The sequence below is a fragment of the Pantoea sp. EKM20T genome (genome assembly GCF_011800485.1).
Taxonomy (GTDB): Bacteria; Pseudomonadota; Gammaproteobacteria; order Enterobacterales; family Enterobacteriaceae; genus Pantoea; species Pantoea agglomerans.
In genome coordinates, this window is sequence record NZ_JAALFW010000006.1 from 40,420 (window position 1) to 63,204 (window position 22,785).

A 22,785-nucleotide genomic window follows, 5' to 3' on the forward strand; every position below is an offset into this window, starting at 1 on the left:
CGGTTCAGGCCCGCGGATGGTGTTGTTGATGCAACTGACGCAGGCGCTCAGTGGCGACGTGCGTATAAATTTGGGTGGTGGAGAGATCGCTGTGTCCCAGCAGCATCTGTACGACACGCAGATCGGCACCGTGGTTCAGCAGATGGGTCGCAAAGGCATGGCGCATCACATGCGGTGATAACTTTTCGCTGTCGATCCCCGCCAGCGTGGCGTAATGCTTGATGCGATGCCAGAAGGTCTGGCGCGTCATCTGCTGCGCCCGATTACTGGGAAACATCACGTCCAGCGTCTGACCGTTGAGCAGCCACGGACGACCATGTTCCATATATTGCTCCAGCCAGTAAACCGCTTCTTCACCTAAAGGCACCAGCCGCTCTTTATCCCCTTTACCGATAACCCGGACAACGCCCTGGCGCAGGCTGATGTCGCTGAGCGTCAGGCCAATCAGTTCGGAGACGCGCAGGCCCGTGGCGTAGAGAAGCTCCAGCATCGCTTTGTCGCGCAGCTCCAGCGGGATATCGATATTCGGCGCCTGCAACAGTCGCTCGACCTGCGCCTCACTGAGATCTTTCGGTAAACGCTGCGGCAGTTTTGGTGCTGACAACAGCGCGCTGGGATCGTCCGGGCGCAGCTTTTCGCGGTAAAGATACTGGAACAGGCGACGCATGGCGCTGAGCAGCCGCGCTGAGCTGGTCGCCTTGTAGCCTCCCTCCAGCCGTTCAGCCAGAAACTGCTGCAGATCCAGCGGCGCCACGCTAAGCAGCGTCAGCTGATGATGCGCCAGCCATCCGGTCAGCGTCTGGAGGTCCTGGCGATAAGAGGAGAGAGTGTTCTGCGCCAGATTGCGTTCAATCCAGAGCGCATCAAGAAACTGTTCTGTCAGATCGCTGTCCTGCACGTTATCTCCGCCGTCTGGTGTAAAATCATGCTCATTATGCCTGATTCAGCAGCGCTTCTGGTACAATTGCGCCAAAGTCAGTATTTACAGAGTGTTATCTGCATGAAAATCGGTCTTTTTTACGGTTCCAGTACCTGTTACACCGAAATCGTAGCGGAGAAAATTCGCGATTTTATTGGCGAAGAGTTAGTGACGCTGCATAACGTGAAAGATGACGACCCACGCCTGATGGAGCAGTACGACTTGCTGATCATGGGCATCCCGACCTGGGATTTCGGTGAGTTGCAGGAGGACTGGGAGGCGATCTGGCCGCAGTTGCCCGCGCTGAATCTGCAAAACAAGATTGTCGCACTGTATGGCATGGGCGATCAGATTGGCTATGGCGAGTGGTTTTTAGATGCGCTCGGCATGCTGCACGATTTGCTGCAGCCGATGGGGGTACGTTTTGTTGGCTACTGGCCGCTTGAAGGCTATGAGTTCACCAGCCCGAAACCGCTGAGTGCCGATGGCTCGCAGTTTGTGGGTCTGGCGCTTGATGATGTGAATCAGTTTGAGGTCACCGATGAGCGCGTTGAGCAGTGGTGCGAGCAGGTGTTAACCGAAACCGCCGGACTGCTCTGACGGCCCTTCTGCCGGTGTCGAACCGTAGCCTGAACAGGTGAGCGGCTTTAACCGCTCTTGCCTGTCATTATTGAACCGCAGTGCAGGCAGATGAACGGCTTCAGACGCTCTTGCCTGCACTGCTGCCATTAATGCCGCGCCGGGCTGAAGCAGCAGGCGCGTAACGCCCGCCATTCGCCAGGCTGCATATTGTCCTGCATCAGCCACCAGCGCAGCGTGGCACCCTGTTCGCTCTTCGCCACCAGCAGCACGCCAACGGGTAACCAGCGTAGTGGCTGAGTTGGCCGCCAGCGTTTTCCCTGCCAGATCCAGCAATGGACGCTTTCCCGCTGTAACGTACCGTGCCGTTGAATCAATCGCCAAACGCTGCGCCAGCCCTCAGCCAGCAACAGCAGAATAATCGGCGCTTTAACCAGCCAGCCGCCTGCAGGCAGCGTCATCAGCACCACGCCAGTCACGGCTGCTATCAGCCAGGCGCAGACTAACCCGCACGCCAGACGAGAGGGCCGCAGCTTACATTGCCACCGGGCCGCGAGCATGGTTACGCTGCTGGATCAGGTTCACCATCCGCTTAAGCTCCGGATCCTTTGGCTCACCGTGATTCATCAGCCAGTTAAACAGATCGGGATCGTCACTCTTTAGCAAATCCACAAAGACCTGCTTATCGGTGTCGCTCAGCGTCTCATACTCAAATTTGAAGAACGGCATAATAGCCACATCCAGTTCCAGCATGCCGCGACGGCAGGCCCACTGAATGCGTGATTTATCATTAATATCCATGCATCAATTTCCACAATTCACAACGTGGCGCCTAGTGTAACCTGGTTTAATGCGGCTCGCAGGCGCAGCGTCGCATGCTGTGCAACCTGCCACATTTCAGGCTGGATCTTTTCAGGGTTATCACGCCTTTTGTGCGCCGTTTTCCGTAAACAGGTTGCATTGCCAGTCGGCTCTTTTAACATTGAAGATATTATTCCGGATGAACCTTCTTATACAGGATATCTCCATGCCCACATTTACTTTACCGCCGCGCCAGCCTGCCGCGTCGTCTCGTCTGCCGTTAACCCTGATGTCACTGGATAGCTGGGCGCTGGTTTCCATTACTGGTGCCGACAGCACCTCTTACCTGCAGGGTCAGTTAACGCTGGATGTCGCCGCGCTGGATGCCGACCACCATTCGCTCGCCGCACACTGCGATGCTAAAGGCAAAATGTGGAGCAATATGCGCCTGTTCCATCGCGGTGAAGGCTATGCTTATCTGATCCGTCGTGAGCTGCGCGACACCCAGCTGCCCGAGTTAAAGAAATACGCCGTGTTTTCGAAAGTGTCGATGGTGGCTGATGATGAGTCAGTATTGCTGGGCGTGGCCGGTTTTCAGGCGCGCGCCGCGCTGGCAAATCTGTTTGATAGCCTGCCCGACAGCGAAAAACCGGTGGTGCAGCAGGGAGAAACCACGCTGCTGTGGTTTGCCCATCCGGCCGAACGTTTTCTGATTGTCACTTCGCTGGCCCAGGCAGAAGCGCTGAAGCAGAAGCTCAATGACGATGCACAGTTTAATGACAGTCAGCAGTGGCTGGCGCTGGATATTGAAGCGGGCATTCCGGTGATTGATCCCGCCACCAGCGTGCAGTTTATTCCGCAGGCCACCAACCTGCAGGCGCTGGATGCTATCAGTTTTAAAAAAGGGTGCTATGCAGGTCAGGAGATGGTGGCACGGGCGAAATATCGCGGCGCCAATAAACGCGCGCTCTACTGGCTGGCGGGTCAGGCAAGTCATCTGCCCGAAGCCAATGCCCCGCTGGAGTTGCAGATGGGTGAACGCTGGCGTCGAACCGGCAGCGTGCTGGCTGCGGTGCAGTTAGATGACGGGATTAGCTGGATTCAGGTCGTGATGAATAACGATCTGGAGCCGGACAGCGTGCTGCGGGTGGAAGGCGATGAAGGCGGACATCTGACCATTCAGCCACTGCCCTACTCGCTGGATGAAAGCTGATTGAGCGTATGGCCCTTCCGCTAAGGGAAGGGCCAGTACCGCAATTCAGAGGCTCAATTCAGCGCACATAAAAGTAGATAGCGCAGAAGTGGCAGAGACTCCCACCCAGCACGAACAGATGCCAGATGGCGTGGTTAAATGGAATGCGGCGCGCCACATAGAAAATCACCCCCAGCGAATAGATAATCCCGCCTGCGGCAAGCAGCCAGATGCAGCCCGGCGGCAGGATCATCGCCAGCTGATAAACCACAATCAGCGACAGCCACCCCATACAGAGATAGGTCACCAGCGACAGCGCTTTAAAGCGATGCGCAATCGTGAGCTTGAACAGGATACCGGCCAGCGCCAGCCCCCAGATCACCGCCATTAATCCATACGCCAGCGGCGTCCTCAGCGCGACCAGCAGAAACGGCGTATAGGTGCCGGCAATCAGCAGATAGATGGCGCAATGATCGAACTTTTTCAGCCAGGGTCTGGCCGGGCCAGCCGGAATAGCGTGATAGAGCGTCGAGGCCAGAAACAGCAGGATCATGCTGCCACTATAGAGGCTGTAACTGATAAAAGTGAGGGTGTCGGCCTGCCTCTCCGTTGCCTGATTGAGCATCAGTATCAGTCCGACGATGCCGAACAGGCAGCCAAGACCGTGACTGATACTGTTGGCAATTTCCTCGACAAACGAATAGCCCGCAGCGTGTTGATGTTTGTGAGAGAGTGTGGGGGTCATAACAGATTCCTGATCAGCTCCATAGCAGTGATATCGTTATCCAGCGTAGCCAACAATTTTTTCAGTGTACACTTGTACGCTAAAATTATCCTGGTGAAATTCACTATCCCTTAAACCGGGTGATGAATCTGGTAAACTGGCCGCCAGTCAACTGTTCAATGAGTCATTCATGTTTTCGCATAGCGATCTCGCCCACCTTAACGATCTGGAAATGCAGGTCTATCAGTTCATCATTAAGCACCGCGAAGGCGTCAGCTACATGACGATCCGCGAGCTGGCTGAGCAGGCTGGTGTCTCCACCACCACCGTGCTGCGTTTCTGTCGCAAGATGGGCTGTGAAGGCTGGTCGGAATTCCGCATCCGCCTGCGTTTAAACGAACAGCAGAGTGCGCCAATGCTCAACACGGCGGGCGTCAGTGAAATGCTGAGCTTTTTTAAGAGCATCAATAATCCGGAGTTTGAACAGCTCATCGCTGAGGCCGCGCAGAAGATTAATCAGGCTGAGCGGGTCTTCTTTATTGGCGTCGGCACCTCCGGCAGCCTGGCAAAATATGGCGCACGCTTTTTCTCTAACCTCGGTAAATTCAGCCACGCGATTGACGATCCCTATTATCCGGTTAGTCCCGATCTCTATGAAAACGCCATTGCCATTATTTTATCGGTCTCCGGTGAAACGGAAGAGATCCTGCGCATTGCCAGCCAGTTCAGCCTGAATAAGTGTAAAATCATTGCGATAACCAACACGGAGAGCTGCTCACTGGCGAAGATCGGTGATTTCAACCTCTGCTACCATGTGCCCATCATCCGTATGGCGGACAATTCCGACATTACGACTCAGGTGCCAGTGACCTATATTATTGAAGCAATCGGCCGCCAGCTGGGGAAATAAAACAGCCTGTTTTTTGGATGTAACAAACGCAATTATTGCCGCGCTGTTATATCGTGACTTTCATTATTGCCTTGCTACACTCAGCTCAATTTCAATATCCGTAATGGGGTGAAGCATGAGTGCAGAATTGCAGTTACCAAAAGGCTTTCTTTGGGGCGGAGCGGTGGCAGCGCATCAGGTTGAAGGCGGCTGGGATCAGGGCGGCAAAGGCGTCAGCATTGCTGACGTGATGACCGGCGGTTCACACGGCGTTGACCGGGTGATCACCGACGGCGTGCAGCCGGGTCATTTCTACCCGAACCACAAGGGTGTGGAGTTTTACTCCCACTACAAACAGGATGTCGCGCTGTTTGCCGAGATGGGCTTCAAATGTTTCCGCACCTCGATTGCCTGGACCCGTATCTTCCCTAACGGTGACGAGCAACAGCCCAACGAAGCAGGCCTGCAATTCTATGACGACCTGTTTGATGAACTGCTGAAGTATGGCATTGAACCGGTCATCACCCTTTCGCACTTCGAAATGCCTTATCACCTGGTCAAAGAGTATGGCGGCTGGCACAACCGCAAAGTGGTCGACTTCTTTGTGCGCTTCAGCGAAGTGGTGCTGAACCGTTATAAAAGCAAAGTGAAATACTGGATGACCTTCAATGAGATCAACAACCAGCGTAACTGGCAGTATCCGCTGTTTGGTTACTGCTGTTCAGGCGTGATCTTTACCGAACATGAGAAACCTGAACAGGCGATGTATCAGGTGATGCACCACCAGTTTGTTGCCAGTGCAAAAGTGGTGAAACTCGGCCACGACATCAATCCTGAATTTCAGATTGGCTGCATGATCGCCATGGTGCCGGTCTATCCCTTCTCCTGCCACCCGGACGATGTGGTGCTGGCGCAGGAATCGATGCATCAGCGCTATGTGTTCAGTGACGTGCAGATGCGCGGCTACTATCCGGCCTACACCCTGAAAGAGTGGGCGCGCAAGGGTTACGACATTCAGATGGAAGCGGATGATGCCGAGACGCTGCGCCAGGGCTGTGCAGACTATGTCGGTTTCAGCTACTACATGAGCAACGCGGTGAAAACCGATGCCAGCGGCGTTGACGATCCGATCACCGGCTTTGAAGGTGTGGTGAAAAACCCGCATGTGAAAGCGTCCGACTGGGGCTGGCAGATCGATCCGGTTGGTCTGCGCTACGCCATGAACGAGCTGTATGAGCGTTACCAGAAGCCGCTGTTTATTGTTGAAAACGGCTTTGGTGCTATCGATAAGCCAAACGCCAATGGCGTAATTGAAGATGATTACCGCATCGACTATCTGCGTGCGCATATCGAAGAGATGAAGAAAGCTGTGGCGTACGATGGTGTTGAATTAATGGGCTATACGCCGTGGGGCTGCCTCGATTGCGTCTCGTTTACCACCGGCCAGTACGACAAACGTTACGGCTTTATTCATGTGAATAAAAACGATGATGGCAGCGGCGATTTTTCTCGTGGGAAGAAAAAGAGTTTCAGCTGGTATCAGCAGGTTATCGCCAGTAACGGCGAAAACCTGTAAGTCATCACGCCGCATCAGCGGCGAAGTGAGTTAACGCCCACCGGCAGCGTCAATGATGCTGCCGGTGACGTAAGAGGCCGCGTCGCTGGCCAGCCAGACGATCGCTTCCGCCACCTCTTCTGCTTCACCGCCGCGTCCCATCGGGATCACGCTGGCAAGCCTGTCCACTCTGCCTGGCTCTCCGCCATCGGCATGCATCTCTGTATAGATAAATCCCGGACGTACGCCGTTGACCCGAATCCCCTGCTGCGCCACTTCCAGCGACAATCCTCTGGTCAGCGTGTCCATCGCCCCTTTTGAAGCGGCGTAATCGACATATTCGCCAGGCGCACCGGTACGCGACGCTGCTGATGAGACGTTGACAATGGAGCCGCCCTGGCCGCCGTGATGCGTGCCCATCCGCTTAACCGCCTCACGACAGCAGAGAAAAGACCCAATCACGTTGGTGGCAAAGACCTTATGCAGGCGTGCCGCATCCAGCTGCTCGGTGCGACACTGCTGAAACAAAATCCCGGCGTTGTTCACCAGCAACGCCAGCGGTTCGGACTGCTGGTCGAGCTGCGCAAACATCGCCATCACCTGGGCTTCATCACTGATATCTGCCTGAACAGCAAAGGCTTCACCGCCCTGCTGCCGGATCTGCGCCACCACCTGTTGAGCTTCCGCTTCGCGCTGACGGTAGTTCACCGCAACCCGATAACCCCGGGCGGCCAGTAACAGCGCTGTGGCCCGCCCGATACCGCGGCTGCCCCCCGTAACCAGTGCCAGTTTCATGCTGATTCTCCAGTACAAAGGGCCGACGAATCGGCCCTTCTTGGTTAACGTTTGCCTGCGGGGAAATTACTGATAGTCGCTCATCGGCACGCAGGAGCAGAAGAGATTACGGTCGCCAAACACATCATCCAGACGTTTTACCGTCGGCCAGTATTTGTTGTGGCTGCCCGCCGGGAAGACTGCCAGTTCACGGCTGTAAGGATGTGACCACTCACTGACGATTTCCAGCTGAGTATGCGGCGCATTAACCAGTGGATTGTCATCCAGCGGCCATTCACCTGACGTCACCCGATCAATCTCCATGCGGATCGCCAGCATCGCGTCGATAAAGCGATCCAGTTCGATTTTGCTTTCCGATTCGGTCGGCTCCACCATCAGGGTGCCCGCCACCGGGAAGGACATCGTTGGTGCGTGGAATCCATAATCGATCAGGCGCTTAGCAATATCCAGCTCACTGATGCCGGTCTGCTCTTTCAGCGGACGGATGTCGAGAATACATTCATGCGCCACGCGACCATCACTGCCGGTGTAGAGCACCGGATAGGCAGACTGCAGGCGGCGGGCAATGTAGTTGGCATTCAGAATCGCGACCGAGCTGGCCTGTTTCAGCCCTTCTGCGCCCATCATGCGAATGTACATCCAGCTGATTGGCAGAATGGATGCACTGCCAAACGGCGCTGCGGATACGGCGCCCTGCTGCGTCAGTACACCATCGATCTGCACCACGCTGTGTCCCGGCACAAACGGGGCCAGGTGCGCTTTGACGCCAATCGGTCCCATACCCGGGCCGCCGCCGCCGTGCGGAATGCAGAAGGTTTTATGCAGATTCAGGTGCGAGACATCCGCGCCGATATAGCCAGGCGTGGTGATGCCGACCTGCGCATTCATGTTCGCGCCATCCAGATAGACCTGACCGCCATACTGATGCACGATCTGGCACACTTCGCGGATGGTCTCTTCATAAACGCCATGAGTTGACGGGTAAGTCACCATGATGCAGGAGAGCCTGTCGCCCGCCTGAGCCGCTTTCTCACGCAGATCGCCAAGGTCGATGTTGCCCTGTTTATCGCAGGCCACCACCACCACGTCCATGCCCGCCATCTGGGCTGAGGCCGGGTTAGTCCCGTGCGCCGAGCTCGGGATCAGGCAGAGATGACGATCGCCCTCGCCACGGCTTTCGTGATAGCGGCGAATCGCCAGCAGTCCGGCATATTCACCCTGCGCGCCGGAGTTTGGCTGCATACAGAGTGCATCATAGCCGGTGAGCTGCACCAGCCACTGTGAAAGCTGGCCGATCATCTGCAGATAGCCGGTAGCCTGTTCAGCCGGGCAGAATGGATGCAGCTCCGCAAATTCCGGCCAGGTGATCGGGATCATCTCTGCCGCGGCATTGAGCTTCATGGTGCAGGAGCCCAGCGGGATCATCGCCTGATTCAGCGCCAGATCCTTTTTCTCCAGGCTGTGCATGTAGCGCATCATCTCGGTTTCGCTGTGATGACGGTTGAACACCGGATGGGTCAGGATCTCGCTGTGGCGTTGCAGGCCAGCAGGAATCGCGTGGCTTTCGCTGGCCACTTCGCTGTCGAGCTTTTCCAGGTCCTGACCGTGTTCATCACCCAGCAGAATGGCGAACAGCGCCAGAATATCTTCGCGGCAGGTGGTTTCATCCAGCGTGATGCCCACGGCGTTATGGATGTCGCTACGCAGGTTAACGCCAAAGCTCAGGGCGCGATTCAGCACGGCGGCTTTATCTGCCACTTCCACCGTCAGCGTATCGAACCAGTGCTGATGGCGCAGCTTCAGGCCGCCCTGTTGCAGTCCTGCCGCCAGAATGTTGGTGAAGCGATGAATGCGTGAGGCAATGCGCTTCAGGCCCGCCGGGCCGTGGAACACCGCATAGAGACCGGCGATGTTTGCCAGCAGCACCTGCGACGTACAGATGTTGGAGTTGGCCTTTTCACGACGGATATGTTGTTCACGGGTCTGCATCGCCATACGCAGCGCCGTGTTGCCCGCTGCATCACGTGAAACACCAATGATACGGCCTGGCATAGAGCGTTTATGTTCGTCGCGGCTGGCGAAAAAGGCCGCGTGAGGGCCGCCGTAGCCCATTGGCACGCCGAAGCGCTGAGCTGAACCAAAGACAATGTCTGCACCCTGTTTGCCTGGCGCTTCCAGTAACACCAGCGACATAAAGTCCGCCGCCACGCTGACCACCACTTTGCGGGCTTTCAGTCCGGCAATCAGCGCGCTGTAATCGTGCGCTTCGCCGGTGGTGCCCACCTGTTGCAGCAGCACACCAAACAGGTCGTCATGATCGGGTGCTTTGTCCGCGCTATCAATAATCAGTTCGAAACCGAACGTCTCCGCACGGGTGCGGACCACATCCAGCGTCTGCGGATGGATATCATCGGCAATGAAGAATTTATTGGCATTTTTGAGCTTACTGACGCGTTTTGCCATCGCCATCGCTTCAGCGGCAGCGGTTGCTTCGTCCAGCAGTGAGGCGGACGCGATATCCATGCCGGTAAGATCCAGCGTCAGCTGCTGGAAGTTTAGCAGCGCTTCCAGACGGCCCTGGGAGACCTCGGGCTGATACGGAGTATAGGCGGTGTACCAGCCCGGATTCTCCAGCATATTACGCAGGATGACCGGCGGGGTGATCACCGCGCTGTATCCCATACCGATCCAGGATTTGTAACGCAGATTCTGGCTGGCAATCGCTTTCAGTTCGGCCAGAGCCTGCTGTTCAGTGGCGGCTTCGCCAACCGCTGGCGGGCCTGGCAGCTGAATGTCTGCCGGCACAATCGTGCTGATTAACGCTTCCAGCGAACGGGCACCAATAGCGTCAAGCATCTGCGCCTGCTGCTCAGGTGAAGGACCGATATGGCGCTCAATGAATGCACCGTTGTGTTCAAGCTGGCTGAGAGTCTGAGTCATTAGCAGTAAATCCTGAATCGGGCTGGGGGAACCGGAGAGCAAACATAAATCTGCGGCCTCTGTGTGAGGCCGCCTGACGACTACTCGTCGATGGAGGCTTTGTAAGCATCCGCATCCAGCAGCGTGTCGATTTCAGACGCGTCACTGGCTTTGATTTTGAATAACCAGCCGCCTTCATAAGGCTCGCTGTTGACCTGCTCCGGTGAGTCAGTCAGTGCTTCGTTGACCGCCACAATCTCACCGCTGATCGGCGCATAGATATCTGAAGCCGCTTTAACGGATTCCGCGACCGCGCACTCTTCACCGGCGGCAAACGTCGCGCCCACTTCCGGCAGATCGACAAACACCATGTCGCCCAGTAGCTCCTGCGCGTGTTCAGTGATACCCACGGTGTAGCTGCCATCTTCTTCTTTGCGCACCCACTCGTGGCTGTCGCGGTACTTCAACGTATTCGGCACATTGCTCATTGGCCATTTCTCCTGAATAAAATTTACTGAGCGACCGGTTTACCGGCGCGGACAAAAACGGGACGGGTAACCTGGACCGGCATCTGGCGGTTACGGATCTCAACGATGGCGGTGCTGCCGACTGAGGCCGGTACGCGCGCCAGGGCGATGCTGCAACCCAGCGTCGGAGAGAAAGAGCCACTGGTGATGATCCCCTCCTGCGGCTGCCCCTGGTCATCGGTGAAACGCACCGGCAAGCCGTTACGCAGCACCCCTTTTTCTGTGAGGATGAGTCCTACCAGCTTTTCGGTACCGCGTTCACGCTGCAGTTCCAGCGCTTCCCGGCCGATGAAATCGCGGTCAGCAGGTTCCCAGCAGACCGTCCAGCCCATGTTGGCAGCCAGCGGTGAAACGCCTTCATCCATCTCCTGACCATACAGATTCATACCCGCTTCCAGACGCAGCGTGTCACGTGCACCCAGTCCGGCAGGTTTAACGCCAGCAGCCAGCAGACGCTGCCAGAAATCGGCCGCCTCCTCTGCGGGCATAGCAATCTCATATCCCGCTTCGCCGGTATAGCCGGTGGTGGCGATAAACAGGTCACCTGACTGCACGCCGAAAAATGGCTTCATGCCGGCAACAGCCTGACGCTGCTCCTCGCTGAACAGCGTCTGTGCCTTCTGCTGCGCCTGCGGACCCTGCACGGCAATCAGCGCCAGGTCGTCGCGTTCCGTCAGCGTAATGCCATAGCCCTGCGCGTGTTGCGTGATCCAGGCGAGATCGTTTTCACGGGTGGCAGAGTTCACCACCAGGCGGAAGAACTCTTCGCTCATAAAGTAAACAATCAAATCGTCAATGACGCCACCCGAGGCATTCAGCATCCCGGTGTAGAGCGCTTTGCCTGGCTGGGTCAGTTTTGCCACATCATTTGCCAGCAGGTAGCGCAGGAATTCACGGGTACGCGGGCCTGTCAGGTCGACGATGGTCATGTGAGAGACATCAAACATACCGGCGTCGGTGCGCACTACATGATGTTCATCCATCTGGGAGCCATAGTGCAGCGGCATCATCCAGCCATGAAAATCCACCATGCGGGCACCGCAGGCCTGATGCTGTTCAAACAGAGGTGTTTGCTGAGTCATAACCATCCTGTGCAGAAGCGAGTGAGTGCAAAAGTGCGCCGGAATTCAGTGCCGACGCAAACGTTCTCTTAGGGCTGACGTTACCACCGAATCTGACGATTAACCATAAGCAAACCGGGGTCGAAAGCAGAGGCACAGCCTAACCAGGAACGGCTGCTAACAGGATATAAAACTGCAATTTTGTGATTAATCGCGCAATAAATGCAGGGATTTTAAATATACGCAGCAAATTTATGCGGGATGGCGTTCAGGATGTTAAAAAAATCCCGCGACCAGCGGGCAGAAGAATGAGAAAAAGTAATGCGAATTAGCCCGCAAAATTAGAATAAATCAAACGAAGACCTGTGCTGGTGCAGCGTTGCCTTTTTGTGGTGCAGAGCGGTGTCAGGCATAAAAAAAGCCAGCAGAAGCTGGCTTATCAGAAGGGCGGATTTAGCGTAGCCAGGCGGGCAGATCATTTAGCCCCATCGCCTGCTTCAGCATCATGGGTTTGACACCCGGCAGACGGTCAGCCAGTTTCAGACCCACGTCGCGCAGCAATTTTTTCGCCGGGTTATTGCCTGCGAACATCTCACGGAAGCCCTGCATTCCCGCCAGCATCATTGCGGCGCTGTGCTTACGGCTGCGCTCATAGCGTCGCAGATAGAGGTGCTGACCAATATCTTTGCCCTGCTGATGCAGACGGCGAATCTCACCGATCAGCTCGGCGGCATCCATAAACCCAAGGTTAACGCCCTGACCCGCCAGCGGATGAATGGTGTGAGCCGCATCGCCCACCAGCGCCAGACGGTGTGCCGCGAAGTTGCGGGCATAGCGCGCCACCAGCGGAAACGATTTGCGCTCGCTTTCCAGCTGGCACAGGCCGAGCCGCATATCAAACGCCACCGAGAGCTGCTGATTGAACAGCGCTTCCGGCATGGTTTCCAGACGGCTCGCTTCCTGCGGCGAGAGCGACCAGACGATGGAACTGAGATGCGGATCCTGCATCGGCAGGAAAGCCAGAATGCCGTCGCCGTGGAACACCTGGCGCGCTACTGCGTCGTGCGGCTTCTCAGTGCGGACGTTTGCCACTAACGCATGGTGATCGTAATCCCAGAAGGTCAGCGGGATATCGGCTTTGTTGCGTAGCCAGGAGTTAGCGCCGTCAGCGGCAATCATTAATCGCGCACTTAACATGCTGCCATCCTGCAGAGTAACAAAGGCTTCGTTGTCACCAAACGCGACCTGCTGTAACTGCGAAGGTGCCATTATCGTCACGTCGCTGCAGGCGCTGGCACGTTGCCAGAGCGCATTGTGGATCACCGGGTTTTCAATGATATGGCCCAGATGCGACAGGCCCTGCTGCTCATCATCAAAGGCGATGGAGCCGAAACTGTCCTTATCCCACACTTCCATACCGTGATAAGCGCTGGCGCGCAGCGAGAGAATGGTCGACCAGACATCCAGCTTCTGCAGCAGCCGTTCGCTGGCGGCATTGATTGCCGACACGCGAACTGACGGTGACGCACTCAGCGCCAGCGGTGGCTCCGGTGATTTTTCCAGTACGGCGATGCGCAGTCCGCTGCCCTGCAAGCCGCAGGCCACCGCCAGTCCCACCATACCGCCACCGGCAATCACCACATCAAAAGTTTGCATCTGAGCCTCTTTATTAACGCTTAACCCAGCCAAGCGTGCGCTCAGCCAGTTGATTTCTTAACCACGGCAGATGATCCATCGCCAGCAGGCCCAGGTTACGTCCTGCCACCAGCGGGCCATAGCGATTCGCAAAGACGCGAACCAGTCCGTCGGTGATACCGATGGTGGCAGCGCGGTCGGGCTGACGACGCTGCTGGTAATGATGCAGCACCGCATAGCTGCCGGGGTCCTGCTGTTGTCGATGGGCGGCTGCCAGCGTTTCAGCCAGCGACATCACATCGCGCAGGCCCAGGTTGAAGCCCTGCCCGGCAATCGGATGCAGCGTCTGCGCCGCATTGCCCACCACCGCCACGCGATGCGTCACCGGCGACATCGCCCGGTGCAGCGCCAGCGGGTAATACTCACGCTGACCGGTATGGGTGAATTTACCCAGCCGCCAGCCAAAGGCACGCTGCAGCTGGCGGAGGAATTCAGCCTCGCTCCACTGCTCAATGCGTTCACGCTGTGAAACCGGATGACACCAGACCAGCGACAGGCGATTGCCGGACATCGGCAACAGCGCCAGCGGGCCATGTTCGGTAAAACGTTCAAATGCCCGGCCCTGATGGGGCAGCGCGGTGGAAACATTGGCAATCACGGCAAGCTGTTCATAGTCGTCTCTTTGCCACTGAATGCCGCACGAAGCCGCCAGCGCAGAGCGCGTGCCATCCGCCGCCACCAGCAGTTTGCCGCTGAGTTGTTCGCCACTGTCCAGCGTCACCTCAACCTGCTGCTCACGGCGGTTAGCCTGGGTAACACGAGCCGGACAGCGCAGCGTTACGCCGGGTGCTTTTTTCAGCTCAGCAAACAGACGCTGACCGACGTCAAACAGCTCGACAACCTGTCCCAGCGCCGGAATAGCGTAGTCAGCCGCCGCCAGCGACACAAAACCGGCGTGACCGCGATCGGAGACATGAATGTCGGTAATCGGCGTGGCACAACGGGCGATGTGCTGCCACAGATTGATGTCCGCAAGCTGCTGGCAGGTACCGGCAGAAAGCGCAATAGCGCGGCCGTCGAAACCGGGATGCGCCCGGCTGCCGGGCTCGCTGCTTTCAATCAGCGTTACCGGCAGAGTGCCCTGGGTCAGATGGGAGATCGCCAGCGCCAGCGTCGCCCCGGTCATGCCGCCACCGGCAATCAGAATCGTCATGCCTGTTTTGCCGCCGCCATCAGTGCTTCAATCTCATCCGCCTCTTTTACGACGCTGTCGGTGAGATTTTCAATGCCATCTTCAGTGATCACAATGTCATCTTCGATTCGGATACCAATGCCGCGATACTGCGCGGGCACGTCGGCATCCGGTGCGATATAAAGACCCGGCTCGACGGTTAACACCATGCCAGGCTCCAGTACGCGGTCGCGGCTCGGGGTGCCGTAGTGGCCGACATCATGCACATCCAGCCCCAGCCAGTGGCCCAGGCCATGCATATAGAACTGACGATGGACTTCCTCGGCGATCAATGTATCGACGTCGCCCTCCAGGATGCCCAGCTCCACCAGCCCGGTGACCATGATACGCACCACTTCATCATTCACTTCACGAATGCTGATGCCCGGCCGGAACAGTTCAAGCGAGCGGTTGAGGCAAGCCAGCACAATGTCATAAATCGCGCGCTGCGCCGGGCTGAATTTGCCGTTAACCGGGAAGGTGCGGGTGATATCGCCTGCATAGCCGTGGAACTCACAGCCTGCATCGATCAGCACCAGATCGCCGTCGCGCATTTCGCTTTCGTTTTCGGTGTAGTGCAGAATGCAGCCGTTAACTCCGGCACCCACAATGGTGTTATAGGAGGGAAAACGCGCACCGTGACGGTTAAATTCGTGCTGAATTTCCCCTTCGAGCTGATACTCGAACAGGCCTGGCCGACAGGCTTGCATGGCGCGGGTATGCGCCAGTGCACTGATTTTCCCGGCGCGACGTAACAGTTCAATCTCATCCGCATCTTTAAACAGGCGCATCTCATGCACCCAGGGACGCCAGTCAGTGAGGGTATCGGGCGCACTGAGATGCTGGCGGAAGCCGCGACGCAGCTTATCCAGCGCGCTGAACACCAGTGTGTCCGCGTGGGCATATTCGCCCTGCGCATGGTAAACCACATCCAGGCCATTCAGCAGCAGGTGCAGCTGGTCACCAATATCATTCCAGGGTAAAGCGCGATCGACGCCCAGTTTGTCGGGTGCGGCCTCCTGACCCAGACGACGGCCAGACCAGGTTTCCGCCGCAGGATCGCGCACGCGATTAAACAACACGCTGTGGTTATGATTCTCATCGCTTTTGATCAGCACCAGCAACGCCTGCGGCTCGTTAAAACCGGTGAAATACCAGAAGTCGCTGCTCTGGCGGAACGGATATTCGGTGTCATTACTGCGCATCACTTCTGGCGCAGCAAAGATTAACGCTGCGCTGCCAGGCACCATCTTCGCCAGCAGCGCCTGACGACGCTGCAGGAATCGTTCCAGTGAAATCATCTCTGCACTCCCTGTAAACTGACCGGTTAAACTCGTTGACCTGAAATTAGTGTAGCGTCGGTTTTTGCACTTCTGGCGCGGTTGGCTGCGGGCGGGTGAACGTATCGTGGCACAGCAGCGCGGCGACACGAACGTACTCAATCACCTCCTCCAGCGACTGCTCCAGCTCCTCCTGGTCTTCATCTTCTTCGTAACCGAGCTGTGCGATAGTGCGCAGATCATCGATTGCTTCGCCGGTTTCGCCGGTGACTTTATCCAGTTTAGGCTGTGTTACGCCCAGGCCGAGCAGAAAATGGTTAACCCAGCCCGCCAGCGCGTCGGCACGGTCAAATACAGTGATGTCGTCGTCAGCAGGCAGCAGCAGCTGAAACAGGAAGCCTTCATCTTCCAGCGTAGTCGCCGTATGCTCGTGTAGTTCCGCCAGCGGCACGGCAAGAGTGTGTGAAAACGCCATGCCTTCGTTAGCCAGATCGTGTACCAGCGTCTTCCAGCTGGTGTCCTGGTTACCACCGCAGAGGATCCCGCTCAGCAGGCCATGCATTTCCGCGGGCGTCATTCCAACGCCCTGCTGTGAGAGCACCGCCGCGAGCGCGTTGTAATCGGGGGTTGCGTTCTGTAAGGACATAAGTTTTCATCGTCGTTGGCAGAATAAGTTCGTGTTATGCTACCACTAGCTGCCTCAAGGTTTCCAGAAAAGGGGTTGTATCTTATTTCGTGGGTCTATATAGTTGCCCGCCTCCCAAGCCATTGACTGCTAAGGGAGTTGCGAGCGAAGTAATCAGTCAGGAAGGTGGCATGTCTGCACAACCGGTAGATTTACAAATTTTTGGTCGTTCGTTGAGAGTAAATTGTCCGCCAGAGCAGCAAGATGCGCTCAATAGCGCGGCTGAAGATCTCAATCAACGGTTGCAAGATCTAAAAGTTCGCACTAGAGTCACCAATACAGAACAACTGGTGTTCATCGCCGCGTTAAACGTCTGCCACGAGCTGGCGCAAGAGAAAGTGAAAACGCGCGATTATGCTGCTAATATGGAACAGCGTATCCGTATGTTGCAGCAGACGATTGAACAGGCATTAGTTGAGCAGGGTCGCATCTCTGAGCGTGAGGGTGCGAAGTTCGAATAAAACTTCATGGTTGCTATACTTAAGTAACGGTGAGGTAAATTTTCTCTGAGATGTTTGCATGTGGGCCAGTCCCCTGAGCCGATATTTCGAAAAAACAGAATGTGACGCTCGTAACCTGTGTGCATGCTCGGTTCGTCCGAGAAGCCTGATGGTTATGACGGCATGTTCACCTTGAACCAAGGGTTCAAGGGTTACAGCCTACGGCGGCATCTCGGAGATCTCTCTTCCTGTAGTCCTGCTTTTTTCCCCTGACTGACATGTTATAGTCGCTCAACAGCGACTTATCCGGCGGGGAAATCATGTCTGAACCTTCCATGTCTGAACCTTCAATGACCCAGCGTCAGGCGATTCGCCAGCATGTGCGACATCTGCGACGGGCACTTACCGATGAGCAGCAAACGCAGGCCGCTGAGCAGCTTGCTGAACATGCGCTCAACTACGCCCCGGTGACTGAAGCGCGCAATATCGCCCTGTTTCTGTCGGTGGATGGCGAACTGAATACCCGTCCGCTGATTGCCCGCCTCTGGCATCTGAAGAAAACGGTCTGTCTGCCGGTTTTACACCCCTTCTCCCCCGGTAATTTGTTGTTTCTGCGCTATTCGCCCGATACCCCATTGCTCAAAAATAAGCTGCGCATTCCTGAACCGCCGCTGGATATCCGGCAGGTGATCACCCTTGATCAACTGGATCTGATGATGGTGCCGCTGGTGGCGTTTGATCAGCATGGACAGCGTCTGGGGATGGGCGGCGGCTTTTATGATCGCACCCTGCAGAACTGGCGGCAGCACGGTTTTTTGCCGGTGGGCCTGGCACACGATTGTCAGCAGGTCGATAGCCTGCCGGTGGCAGAATGGGATGTGCCGTTGCCGGCGGTAATGACGCCATCAAAACTCTGGCAGTGGGAGTAGAAGAGTCGCTTTTGCAGACAAGTGAAAACCCATACCTGGGCGCATCTGGCAGCAATAAAATAGCTTAACGCGCAGGGAACATGGTCAGAAGAGGAAAGCGTCCCGCCGCCCGGATAAAAACGCCGGGAGCGTTTTTAAACAACGCAACGCGTTGGCCCGGTTACGGGCGCACCTCAGGGATGAGGTGCGTAATCGCGCGGGCCGGGCATGCCATGGATGGCGGCTTTTGCATCTTTCCGATCTGACCGTGTTCTCTTCGCAGTCTCGGTCTTACAGCAAATCGGGAGAGCCTGTATTAACTACCTGAAGAGACGCGACTAAGCGCCTGTTCAGGTTGGTAGCGCTTAGTAAAGCAGACGGGCGCGAATGGTACCCGGAATCGCCTTCATCAGTTGCAGCGCGTTCTCAGCCACTTCCGGCTCTGCATCAATGTCGATCACCACATAGCCCATAAACGGCGAGGTTTGCAGATACTGGGCGGCGATGTTGATGCCCTGCTCGGCAAAAATCTGGTTGATGGCCGTCAGCACGCCAGGGCGGTTCTCATGGATGTGCAGCAGACGACTGGCGCTGATACCGTGAATCGGCAGTGACACTTCGGGGAAGTTAACAGCCGAAAGAGTCGAGCCGTTATCGGAGTATTTCGCCAGCTTGCCCGCCACTTCAATGCCGATGTTCTCCTGCGCTTCTTCCGTCGAGCCGCCAATGTGCGGCGTCAGGATCACGTTGTCGAACTCACTCAGTGGAGAGATAAACGGCTCGCTGTTGGTAGCTGGCTCGCTCGGGAAGACGTCGATGGCTGCGCCACCCACATGCTTGCTGGCCAGCGCATCGCACAGCGCCGGGATATCCACCACCGTGCCGCGTGAGGCGTTAATCAGCAGCGCGCCAGGCTTCATCTGCGCCAGCTGCTCTGCACCAATCATATCCTGTGTAGAGACGGTTTCCGGCACGTGCAGGCTGACCACATCGCTCATGTTGAGGAGATCGGCCAGATGGCGTACCTGCGTGGCATTACCCAGCGGCAGCTTGTTTTCAATGTCGTAGAAGAAAACATGCATACCCAGGCTTTCTGCCAGCACGCCCAGCTGCATTCCGATGTGGCCGTAACCGATAATACCCAGTTTTTTGCCACGCGCTTCAAATGAGCCTTTGGCAATCTTATTCCAGATGCCACGGTGTGCTTTCGCATTCGCTTCCGGGATGCCACGCAGCATCAGCAGCATCTCACCAATCACCAGCTCCGCAACCGAGCGGGTATTTGAGAACGGCGCATTGAACACGGGAATACCCCGGCTGGCAGCCGCCTGCAGATCAACCTGGTTGGTGCCGATACAGAAACAGCCAACGGCGACCAGCTTTTCAGCCGCCGCAAAAATCTCTTCAGTGAGCTGGGAGCGGGAACGGATACCAATAAAGTGTGCATCACGGATCGATGCTTTTAACGCGTCGGAGTCCAGTGCGCCCTTATGGAATTCGATGTTGGTATAGCCTGCAGCCCGCAGGTTCTCCAGCGCGCTCTGATGGACACCTTCCACCAGCAGGAACTTAATCTTATCTTTTTCCAGTGATACCTTTGCCATTTCCCGATCCTATTCAGCATTCAATGAGGACTACCATAAGCCAGCCTTCTGTCAAAATATCAAAAAAATCGCGTCGGGCAATACAAACGATTGCCCGGCCGCCAGCACGGCAGCGGCTGACGGCAGCACATTGCCGGACAAAATAAGGAGGTCGGACTGGAAGAGAGAACGAACCCACTGCCGATGACGGTTATGTGACATAAGTCACCAAATTTCACCGCAGCGAGAAAAGATGATTTGCAGGCAGAAATAACCGACGCCGCATCGACGCCGGACAGATCATTTTTTGATGGTTTTCACGCCATCAGGCCCGCCAATCAGTGCAATATCGGCACCACGCGCGGCAAAAAGGCCCACGGTAACGACGCCAGGCAAGGCGTTGATGGTTTTTTCCAGCTCAATGGGATCGAGAATGCGCAGATTATGCACATCGAGAATAATGTTGCCGTTATCGGTGACCACGTTCTGACGATACTCAGGCAAGCCGCCCATTTTCACCAACTGACGCGCCACATAACTGCGCGCCATCGGGATCACCTCGACCGGCAGCGGGAAACGGCCCAGCACATCGACCTCTTTTGAAGCGTCAGCGATACAGATAAAGGTTTCAGCCACGGCGGCCACGATCTTTTCGCGCGTCAGCGCCGCGCCGCCGCCTTTGATCATCTGCATCTGTGGGTTGATCTCATCCGCGCCATCTACGTACACCGACAGCAGGTCAATCTCGTTCAGGTCGAACACCTGAATACCCAGGCTCTTCAGCTTCTGGGTTGAGGCATCCGAGCTGGAGACGGCACCTTCAATCTGATGCCTGACCGTGGCAAGCGCATCGATAAAGTGGGCAGCGGTGGATCCGGTGCCCACACCAACAACGGTGCCCGGCTGCACGTACTCAAGTGCAGCCCAGCCAACGGCTTTTTTCAGTTCATCCTGGGTCATGGTATGTTTAAAACCTGTGCGACAACGAAGTGCGCGTAGTATAAAACAAGGCTTGCTGAAAATGCTCGGCTGACCGACGCGGATTTATCGCTTTGGAAGCCAGCCCACAAAAAACAAGAGAGCCATCACAGGTGATACTTTTGTGGCATAGTGACATCCATCCTGAAGGAGAGAGAAGAATAATGAAACGCCCGGATTATCGAACGCTTCAGGCGCTGGATTCAGTGATCCGCGAACGCGGATTTGAGCGTGCCGCTCAAAAATTATGTATCACCCAGTCAGCGGTTTCACAGCGTATCAAGCAGCTGGAGAATCTGTTTGGTCAGCCGCTGCTGGTGCGCACGGTGCCACCACGTCCGACCGAACAGGGTCAGAAACTGCTGGCGTTGCTGCACCAGGTGGAACTGCTGGAAGAGGAGTGGCTGGGCGATGAGAACAGTGGCACCACGCCGCTGCTGCTGTCGCTGGCGGTCAATGCCGACAGTCTGGCGACCTGGCTGCTGCCTGCGCTGAAGGATGTGCTGGCAGATTCACCCGTACGCCTGAATCTGCAGGTCGAAGATGAAACCCGCACCCAGGAGCGTCTGCGTCGTGGTGAAGTGGTGGGTGCGGTGAGTATTCAGCCGCAGCCGCTGCCCAGTTGCCTGGTGGATCAGCTCGGTGCGCTCGACTACCTGTTTGTGGCATCGCGCGACTTTGCCGATCGCTTCTTCCCCAACGGCGTCACCCGCTCTGCCCTGCTGAAAGCGCCTGCGGTGGCGTTTGACCATCTTGATGATATGCATCAGGCCTTCCTGCAACAGAACTTTGATCTCTCACCGGGCAGTGTGCCCTGCCACATCGTGAACTCCTCTGAAGCCTTTGTGCAGATGGCGCGACAGGGTTCAACCTGCTGTATGATCCCGCATCTGCAGATTGAGCGTGAGCTGGCGAGCGGTGAGTTAATAGATCTGACGCCAGGCTTGTGTCAGCGCCGGATGCTCTACTGGCATCGTTTTGCGCCGGAAAGCCGGTTAATGCGTCGGGTGACCGATGCGCTGATTGCGCATGGACATCGGGTGCTGCGTCAGGATGACGTCGCAGCCTGAAAACAAAAACGGGGCGAAAGCCCCGTTTTTACTGCTGACAAATTATGCCCCGAACGGCTGTAAGGATGGATTGGCTCAGGGAACAAGGTCAGATCGGAAAGGCGCTTAAGCCAATCCCTGGCCGCTCGGCCCGCGCCGTCCATGGCGCGGGACGCTTTCCTCCTCTGACCATGTTCCCTTCGCTTTGAATTTATTCATTGCGGTCAGATCCTGAGATTCATCGGCAGTCTTAACGGGGCATCAGCCCCGTTTTGCACTATGGCGTATTGGGCTTGATCTCAAACACCACATCAACCTGATCGTCAAAGTTAATGCTCTGCTGATCGTAGGTCTCCTGCGCCGAGGTATCTGCCGCTGCAGCCGCTTTATACATACGGTTCATCGGCATCGGCTGATAGTTAGCGACCTGATAACGAATGCTGTAGATCGATCCCAGCTTCGCGTTAAAGCCTTCAGCCAGCTGTGATGCCTGCTGAGTCGCATTTTTAATCGCTGCTTTACGCGCCTGCTCTTTGTAACTCTCCGGATTTGCCACGCCTAACTCGACGCTACGCACCTCATTCAGACCGGACTTCAGCGCCCCGTCCAGCAGATCATTCAGCTTGTCCAGCTGACGCAGGGTTACCTGCACCTGACGCACCGCACGGTAGCCTTTCAGGACGGATTTACCCTCTTTGGTGTAATCGTACTCAGGCTGGGTGCTCAGGTTTGCCGCATCAATATCTTTCTTCTCAATGCCGTTTTTTTGCAGAAAATCGAAATATTGTGCAACCCGGCTATCCGCCTGCTTTTTCGCATCTGCGGCATCTTTTGACGACACGTTCACAACGATAGAGAGCGTGGCGATATCGGGACGGGCATCGACCGTTGCCTTGCCTGAGGTCACCACGTGTGGCCCGTTCGGTAACTCATCAGCGTGTACGCCAGGCAATGCCCCGGCGCTCATGATTGCGGCCAGAGCCAATGCTTTCAGTTTCATGAAAGTCCTCCTTGAAAAGGTACTATGACGGCTTC

At 56.3% G+C, this 22,785-nt stretch carries 22 protein-coding genes and 1 other RNA gene; 8 read left to right on the forward strand and 15 right to left on the reverse strand.

Annotation, left to right across the window (positions count from 1 at the left end; translation table 11 throughout):
- Window positions 1-4 precede the first annotated feature (4 nt).
- A complete protein-coding gene (gene xerD, locus HFD94_RS12275) occupies window positions 5-898 on the reverse strand; it encodes a site-specific tyrosine recombinase XerD (RefSeq protein WP_010248689.1) in 894 nt (297 codons plus the stop codon).
- Window positions 899-1,000: 102 nt separating this feature from the next.
- On the opposite strand from xerD, the gene fldB reads away from it, so the two are divergent.
- The gene (gene fldB / locus HFD94_RS12280) at window positions 1,001-1,519 is read left to right on the forward strand and encodes a flavodoxin FldB (protein ID WP_010248777.1); all 519 of its coding nucleotides are present in this window, start codon (window positions 1,001-1,003) and stop codon (window positions 1,517-1,519) included.
- Window positions 1,520-1,647: 128 nt separating this feature from the next.
- Here the strand turns inward: fldB and HFD94_RS12285 are convergent, their stop codons facing one another.
- Window positions 1,648-2,058, reverse strand: a complete 411-nt coding sequence (locus tag HFD94_RS12285) for a protein YgfX (protein ID WP_010671050.1) — start codon at window positions 2,056-2,058, stop codon at window positions 1,648-1,650.
- Window positions 2,033-2,299 (reverse strand): FAD assembly factor SdhE, encoded by a 267-nt coding sequence (sdhE, locus tag HFD94_RS12290; protein WP_010248781.1) that lies wholly within the window; start codon window positions 2,297-2,299, stop codon window positions 2,033-2,035. Before sdhE ends, HFD94_RS12285 begins: the two co-directional genes overlap by 26 nt.
- 226 nt (window positions 2,300-2,525) lie before the next feature.
- On the opposite strand from sdhE, the gene ygfZ reads away from it, so the two are divergent.
- A complete protein-coding gene (gene ygfZ, locus HFD94_RS12295) occupies window positions 2,526-3,512 on the forward strand; it encodes a tRNA-modifying protein YgfZ (protein ID WP_010248786.1) in 987 nt (328 codons plus the stop codon).
- A gap of 58 nt (window positions 3,513-3,570) precedes the next feature.
- On the opposite strand, the gene HFD94_RS12300 is transcribed toward ygfZ, so the two are convergent.
- Entirely contained in the window at window positions 3,571-4,236 is a 666-nt protein-coding gene (locus HFD94_RS12300) for a hemolysin III family protein (RefSeq protein ID WP_167433174.1), read from the reverse strand.
- A gap of 169 nt (window positions 4,237-4,405) precedes the next feature.
- On the opposite strand from HFD94_RS12300, the gene HFD94_RS12305 reads away from it, so the two are divergent.
- Window positions 4,406-5,125 (forward strand): MurR/RpiR family transcriptional regulator, encoded by a 720-nt coding sequence (locus HFD94_RS12305; protein ID WP_122889646.1) that lies wholly within the window; start codon window positions 4,406-4,408, stop codon window positions 5,123-5,125.
- Between the two features lie 115 nt (window positions 5,126-5,240).
- Complete coding sequence (locus tag HFD94_RS12310) at window positions 5,241-6,680, forward strand: 6-phospho-beta-glucosidase (RefSeq protein ID WP_122889645.1); 1,440 nt, start codon at window positions 5,241-5,243, stop codon at window positions 6,678-6,680.
- 30 nt (window positions 6,681-6,710) lie between these two features.
- On the opposite strand, the gene HFD94_RS12315 is transcribed toward HFD94_RS12310, so the two are convergent.
- The 8 genes from HFD94_RS12315 to HFD94_RS12350 all read right to left on the reverse strand — a co-directional run bounded on the left by HFD94_RS12315 (window position 6,711) and on the right by HFD94_RS12350 (window position 16,753).
- Window positions 6,711-7,454 (reverse strand): SDR family oxidoreductase, encoded by a 744-nt coding sequence (locus tag HFD94_RS12315; RefSeq protein ID WP_061902050.1) that lies wholly within the window; start codon window positions 7,452-7,454, stop codon window positions 6,711-6,713.
- 66 nt (window positions 7,455-7,520) lie between these two features.
- Entirely contained in the window at window positions 7,521-10,394 is a 2,874-nt protein-coding gene (gene gcvP / locus HFD94_RS12320) for an aminomethyl-transferring glycine dehydrogenase (RefSeq protein WP_167433175.1), read from the reverse strand.
- Window positions 10,395-10,474: 80 nt separating this feature from the next.
- Window positions 10,475-10,861 (reverse strand): glycine cleavage system protein GcvH, encoded by a 387-nt coding sequence (gcvH, locus tag HFD94_RS12325; protein ID WP_010248802.1) that lies wholly within the window; start codon window positions 10,859-10,861, stop codon window positions 10,475-10,477.
- Window positions 10,862-10,884: 23 nt separating this feature from the next.
- A complete protein-coding gene (gcvT, locus tag HFD94_RS12330) occupies window positions 10,885-11,982 on the reverse strand; it encodes a glycine cleavage system aminomethyltransferase GcvT (RefSeq protein ID WP_010248804.1) in 1,098 nt (365 codons plus the stop codon).
- A gap of 432 nt (window positions 11,983-12,414) precedes the next feature.
- Window positions 12,415-13,617, reverse strand: coding sequence for an FAD-dependent 2-octaprenylphenol hydroxylase (gene ubiI / locus HFD94_RS12335; protein WP_010671056.1), 1,203 nt, complete (start codon window positions 13,615-13,617; stop codon window positions 12,415-12,417).
- Between the two features lie 13 nt (window positions 13,618-13,630).
- Complete coding sequence (gene ubiH, locus HFD94_RS12340) at window positions 13,631-14,809, reverse strand: 2-octaprenyl-6-methoxyphenyl hydroxylase (protein ID WP_167433176.1); 1,179 nt, start codon at window positions 14,807-14,809, stop codon at window positions 13,631-13,633.
- A complete protein-coding gene (gene pepP / locus HFD94_RS12345; RefSeq protein ID WP_080694246.1) occupies window positions 14,806-16,128 on the reverse strand; it encodes a Xaa-Pro aminopeptidase in 1,323 nt (440 codons plus the stop codon). Before pepP ends, ubiH begins: the two co-directional genes overlap by 4 nt.
- Window positions 16,129-16,174: 46 nt before the next feature.
- Window positions 16,175-16,753 (reverse strand): YecA family protein, encoded by a 579-nt coding sequence (locus HFD94_RS12350; protein WP_022623836.1) that lies wholly within the window; start codon window positions 16,751-16,753, stop codon window positions 16,175-16,177.
- A 170-nt stretch (window positions 16,754-16,923) separates the two neighbouring features.
- Between HFD94_RS12350 and zapA the strand changes: the two genes are divergently transcribed.
- From zapA to HFD94_RS12365, 3 genes are all read left to right on the forward strand, one after another.
- Window positions 16,924-17,253: a cell division protein ZapA gene (gene zapA, locus HFD94_RS12355; RefSeq protein ID WP_008925677.1), complete on the forward strand. Its 330-nt coding sequence runs from the start codon at window positions 16,924-16,926 to the stop codon at window positions 17,251-17,253.
- Between the two features lie 39 nt (window positions 17,254-17,292).
- A non-coding RNA gene (gene ssrS, locus HFD94_RS12360) (6S RNA) lies at window positions 17,293-17,475 on the forward strand.
- Window positions 17,476-17,567: 92 nt separating this feature from the next.
- Entirely contained in the window at window positions 17,568-18,161 is a 594-nt protein-coding gene (locus tag HFD94_RS12365) for a 5-formyltetrahydrofolate cyclo-ligase (RefSeq protein WP_010671060.1), read from the forward strand.
- 344 nt (window positions 18,162-18,505) lie between these two features.
- Here HFD94_RS12365 and serA read toward each other — a convergent pair whose 3' ends face one another.
- On the reverse strand, window positions 18,506-19,744 hold the full coding sequence (gene serA, locus HFD94_RS12370; RefSeq protein WP_010248817.1) for a phosphoglycerate dehydrogenase: 1,239 nt from the start codon (window positions 19,742-19,744) through the stop codon (window positions 18,506-18,508).
- A gap of 279 nt (window positions 19,745-20,023) precedes the next feature.
- Window positions 20,024-20,683, reverse strand: coding sequence for a ribose-5-phosphate isomerase RpiA (gene rpiA, locus HFD94_RS12375; protein ID WP_010248819.1), 660 nt, complete (start codon window positions 20,681-20,683; stop codon window positions 20,024-20,026).
- Window positions 20,684-20,865: 182 nt separating this feature from the next.
- Here rpiA and HFD94_RS12380 point away from each other — a divergent pair, with 182 nt between their 5' ends.
- Complete coding sequence (locus tag HFD94_RS12380) at window positions 20,866-21,771, forward strand: LysR family transcriptional regulator ArgP (RefSeq protein WP_010248822.1); 906 nt, start codon at window positions 20,866-20,868, stop codon at window positions 21,769-21,771.
- A 256-nt stretch (window positions 21,772-22,027) separates the two neighbouring features.
- On the opposite strand, the gene HFD94_RS12385 is transcribed toward HFD94_RS12380, so the two are convergent.
- Entirely contained in the window at window positions 22,028-22,750 is a 723-nt protein-coding gene (locus tag HFD94_RS12385; RefSeq protein ID WP_010248826.1) for an oxidative stress defense protein, read from the reverse strand.
- Window positions 22,751-22,785: the final 35 nt, after the last annotated feature.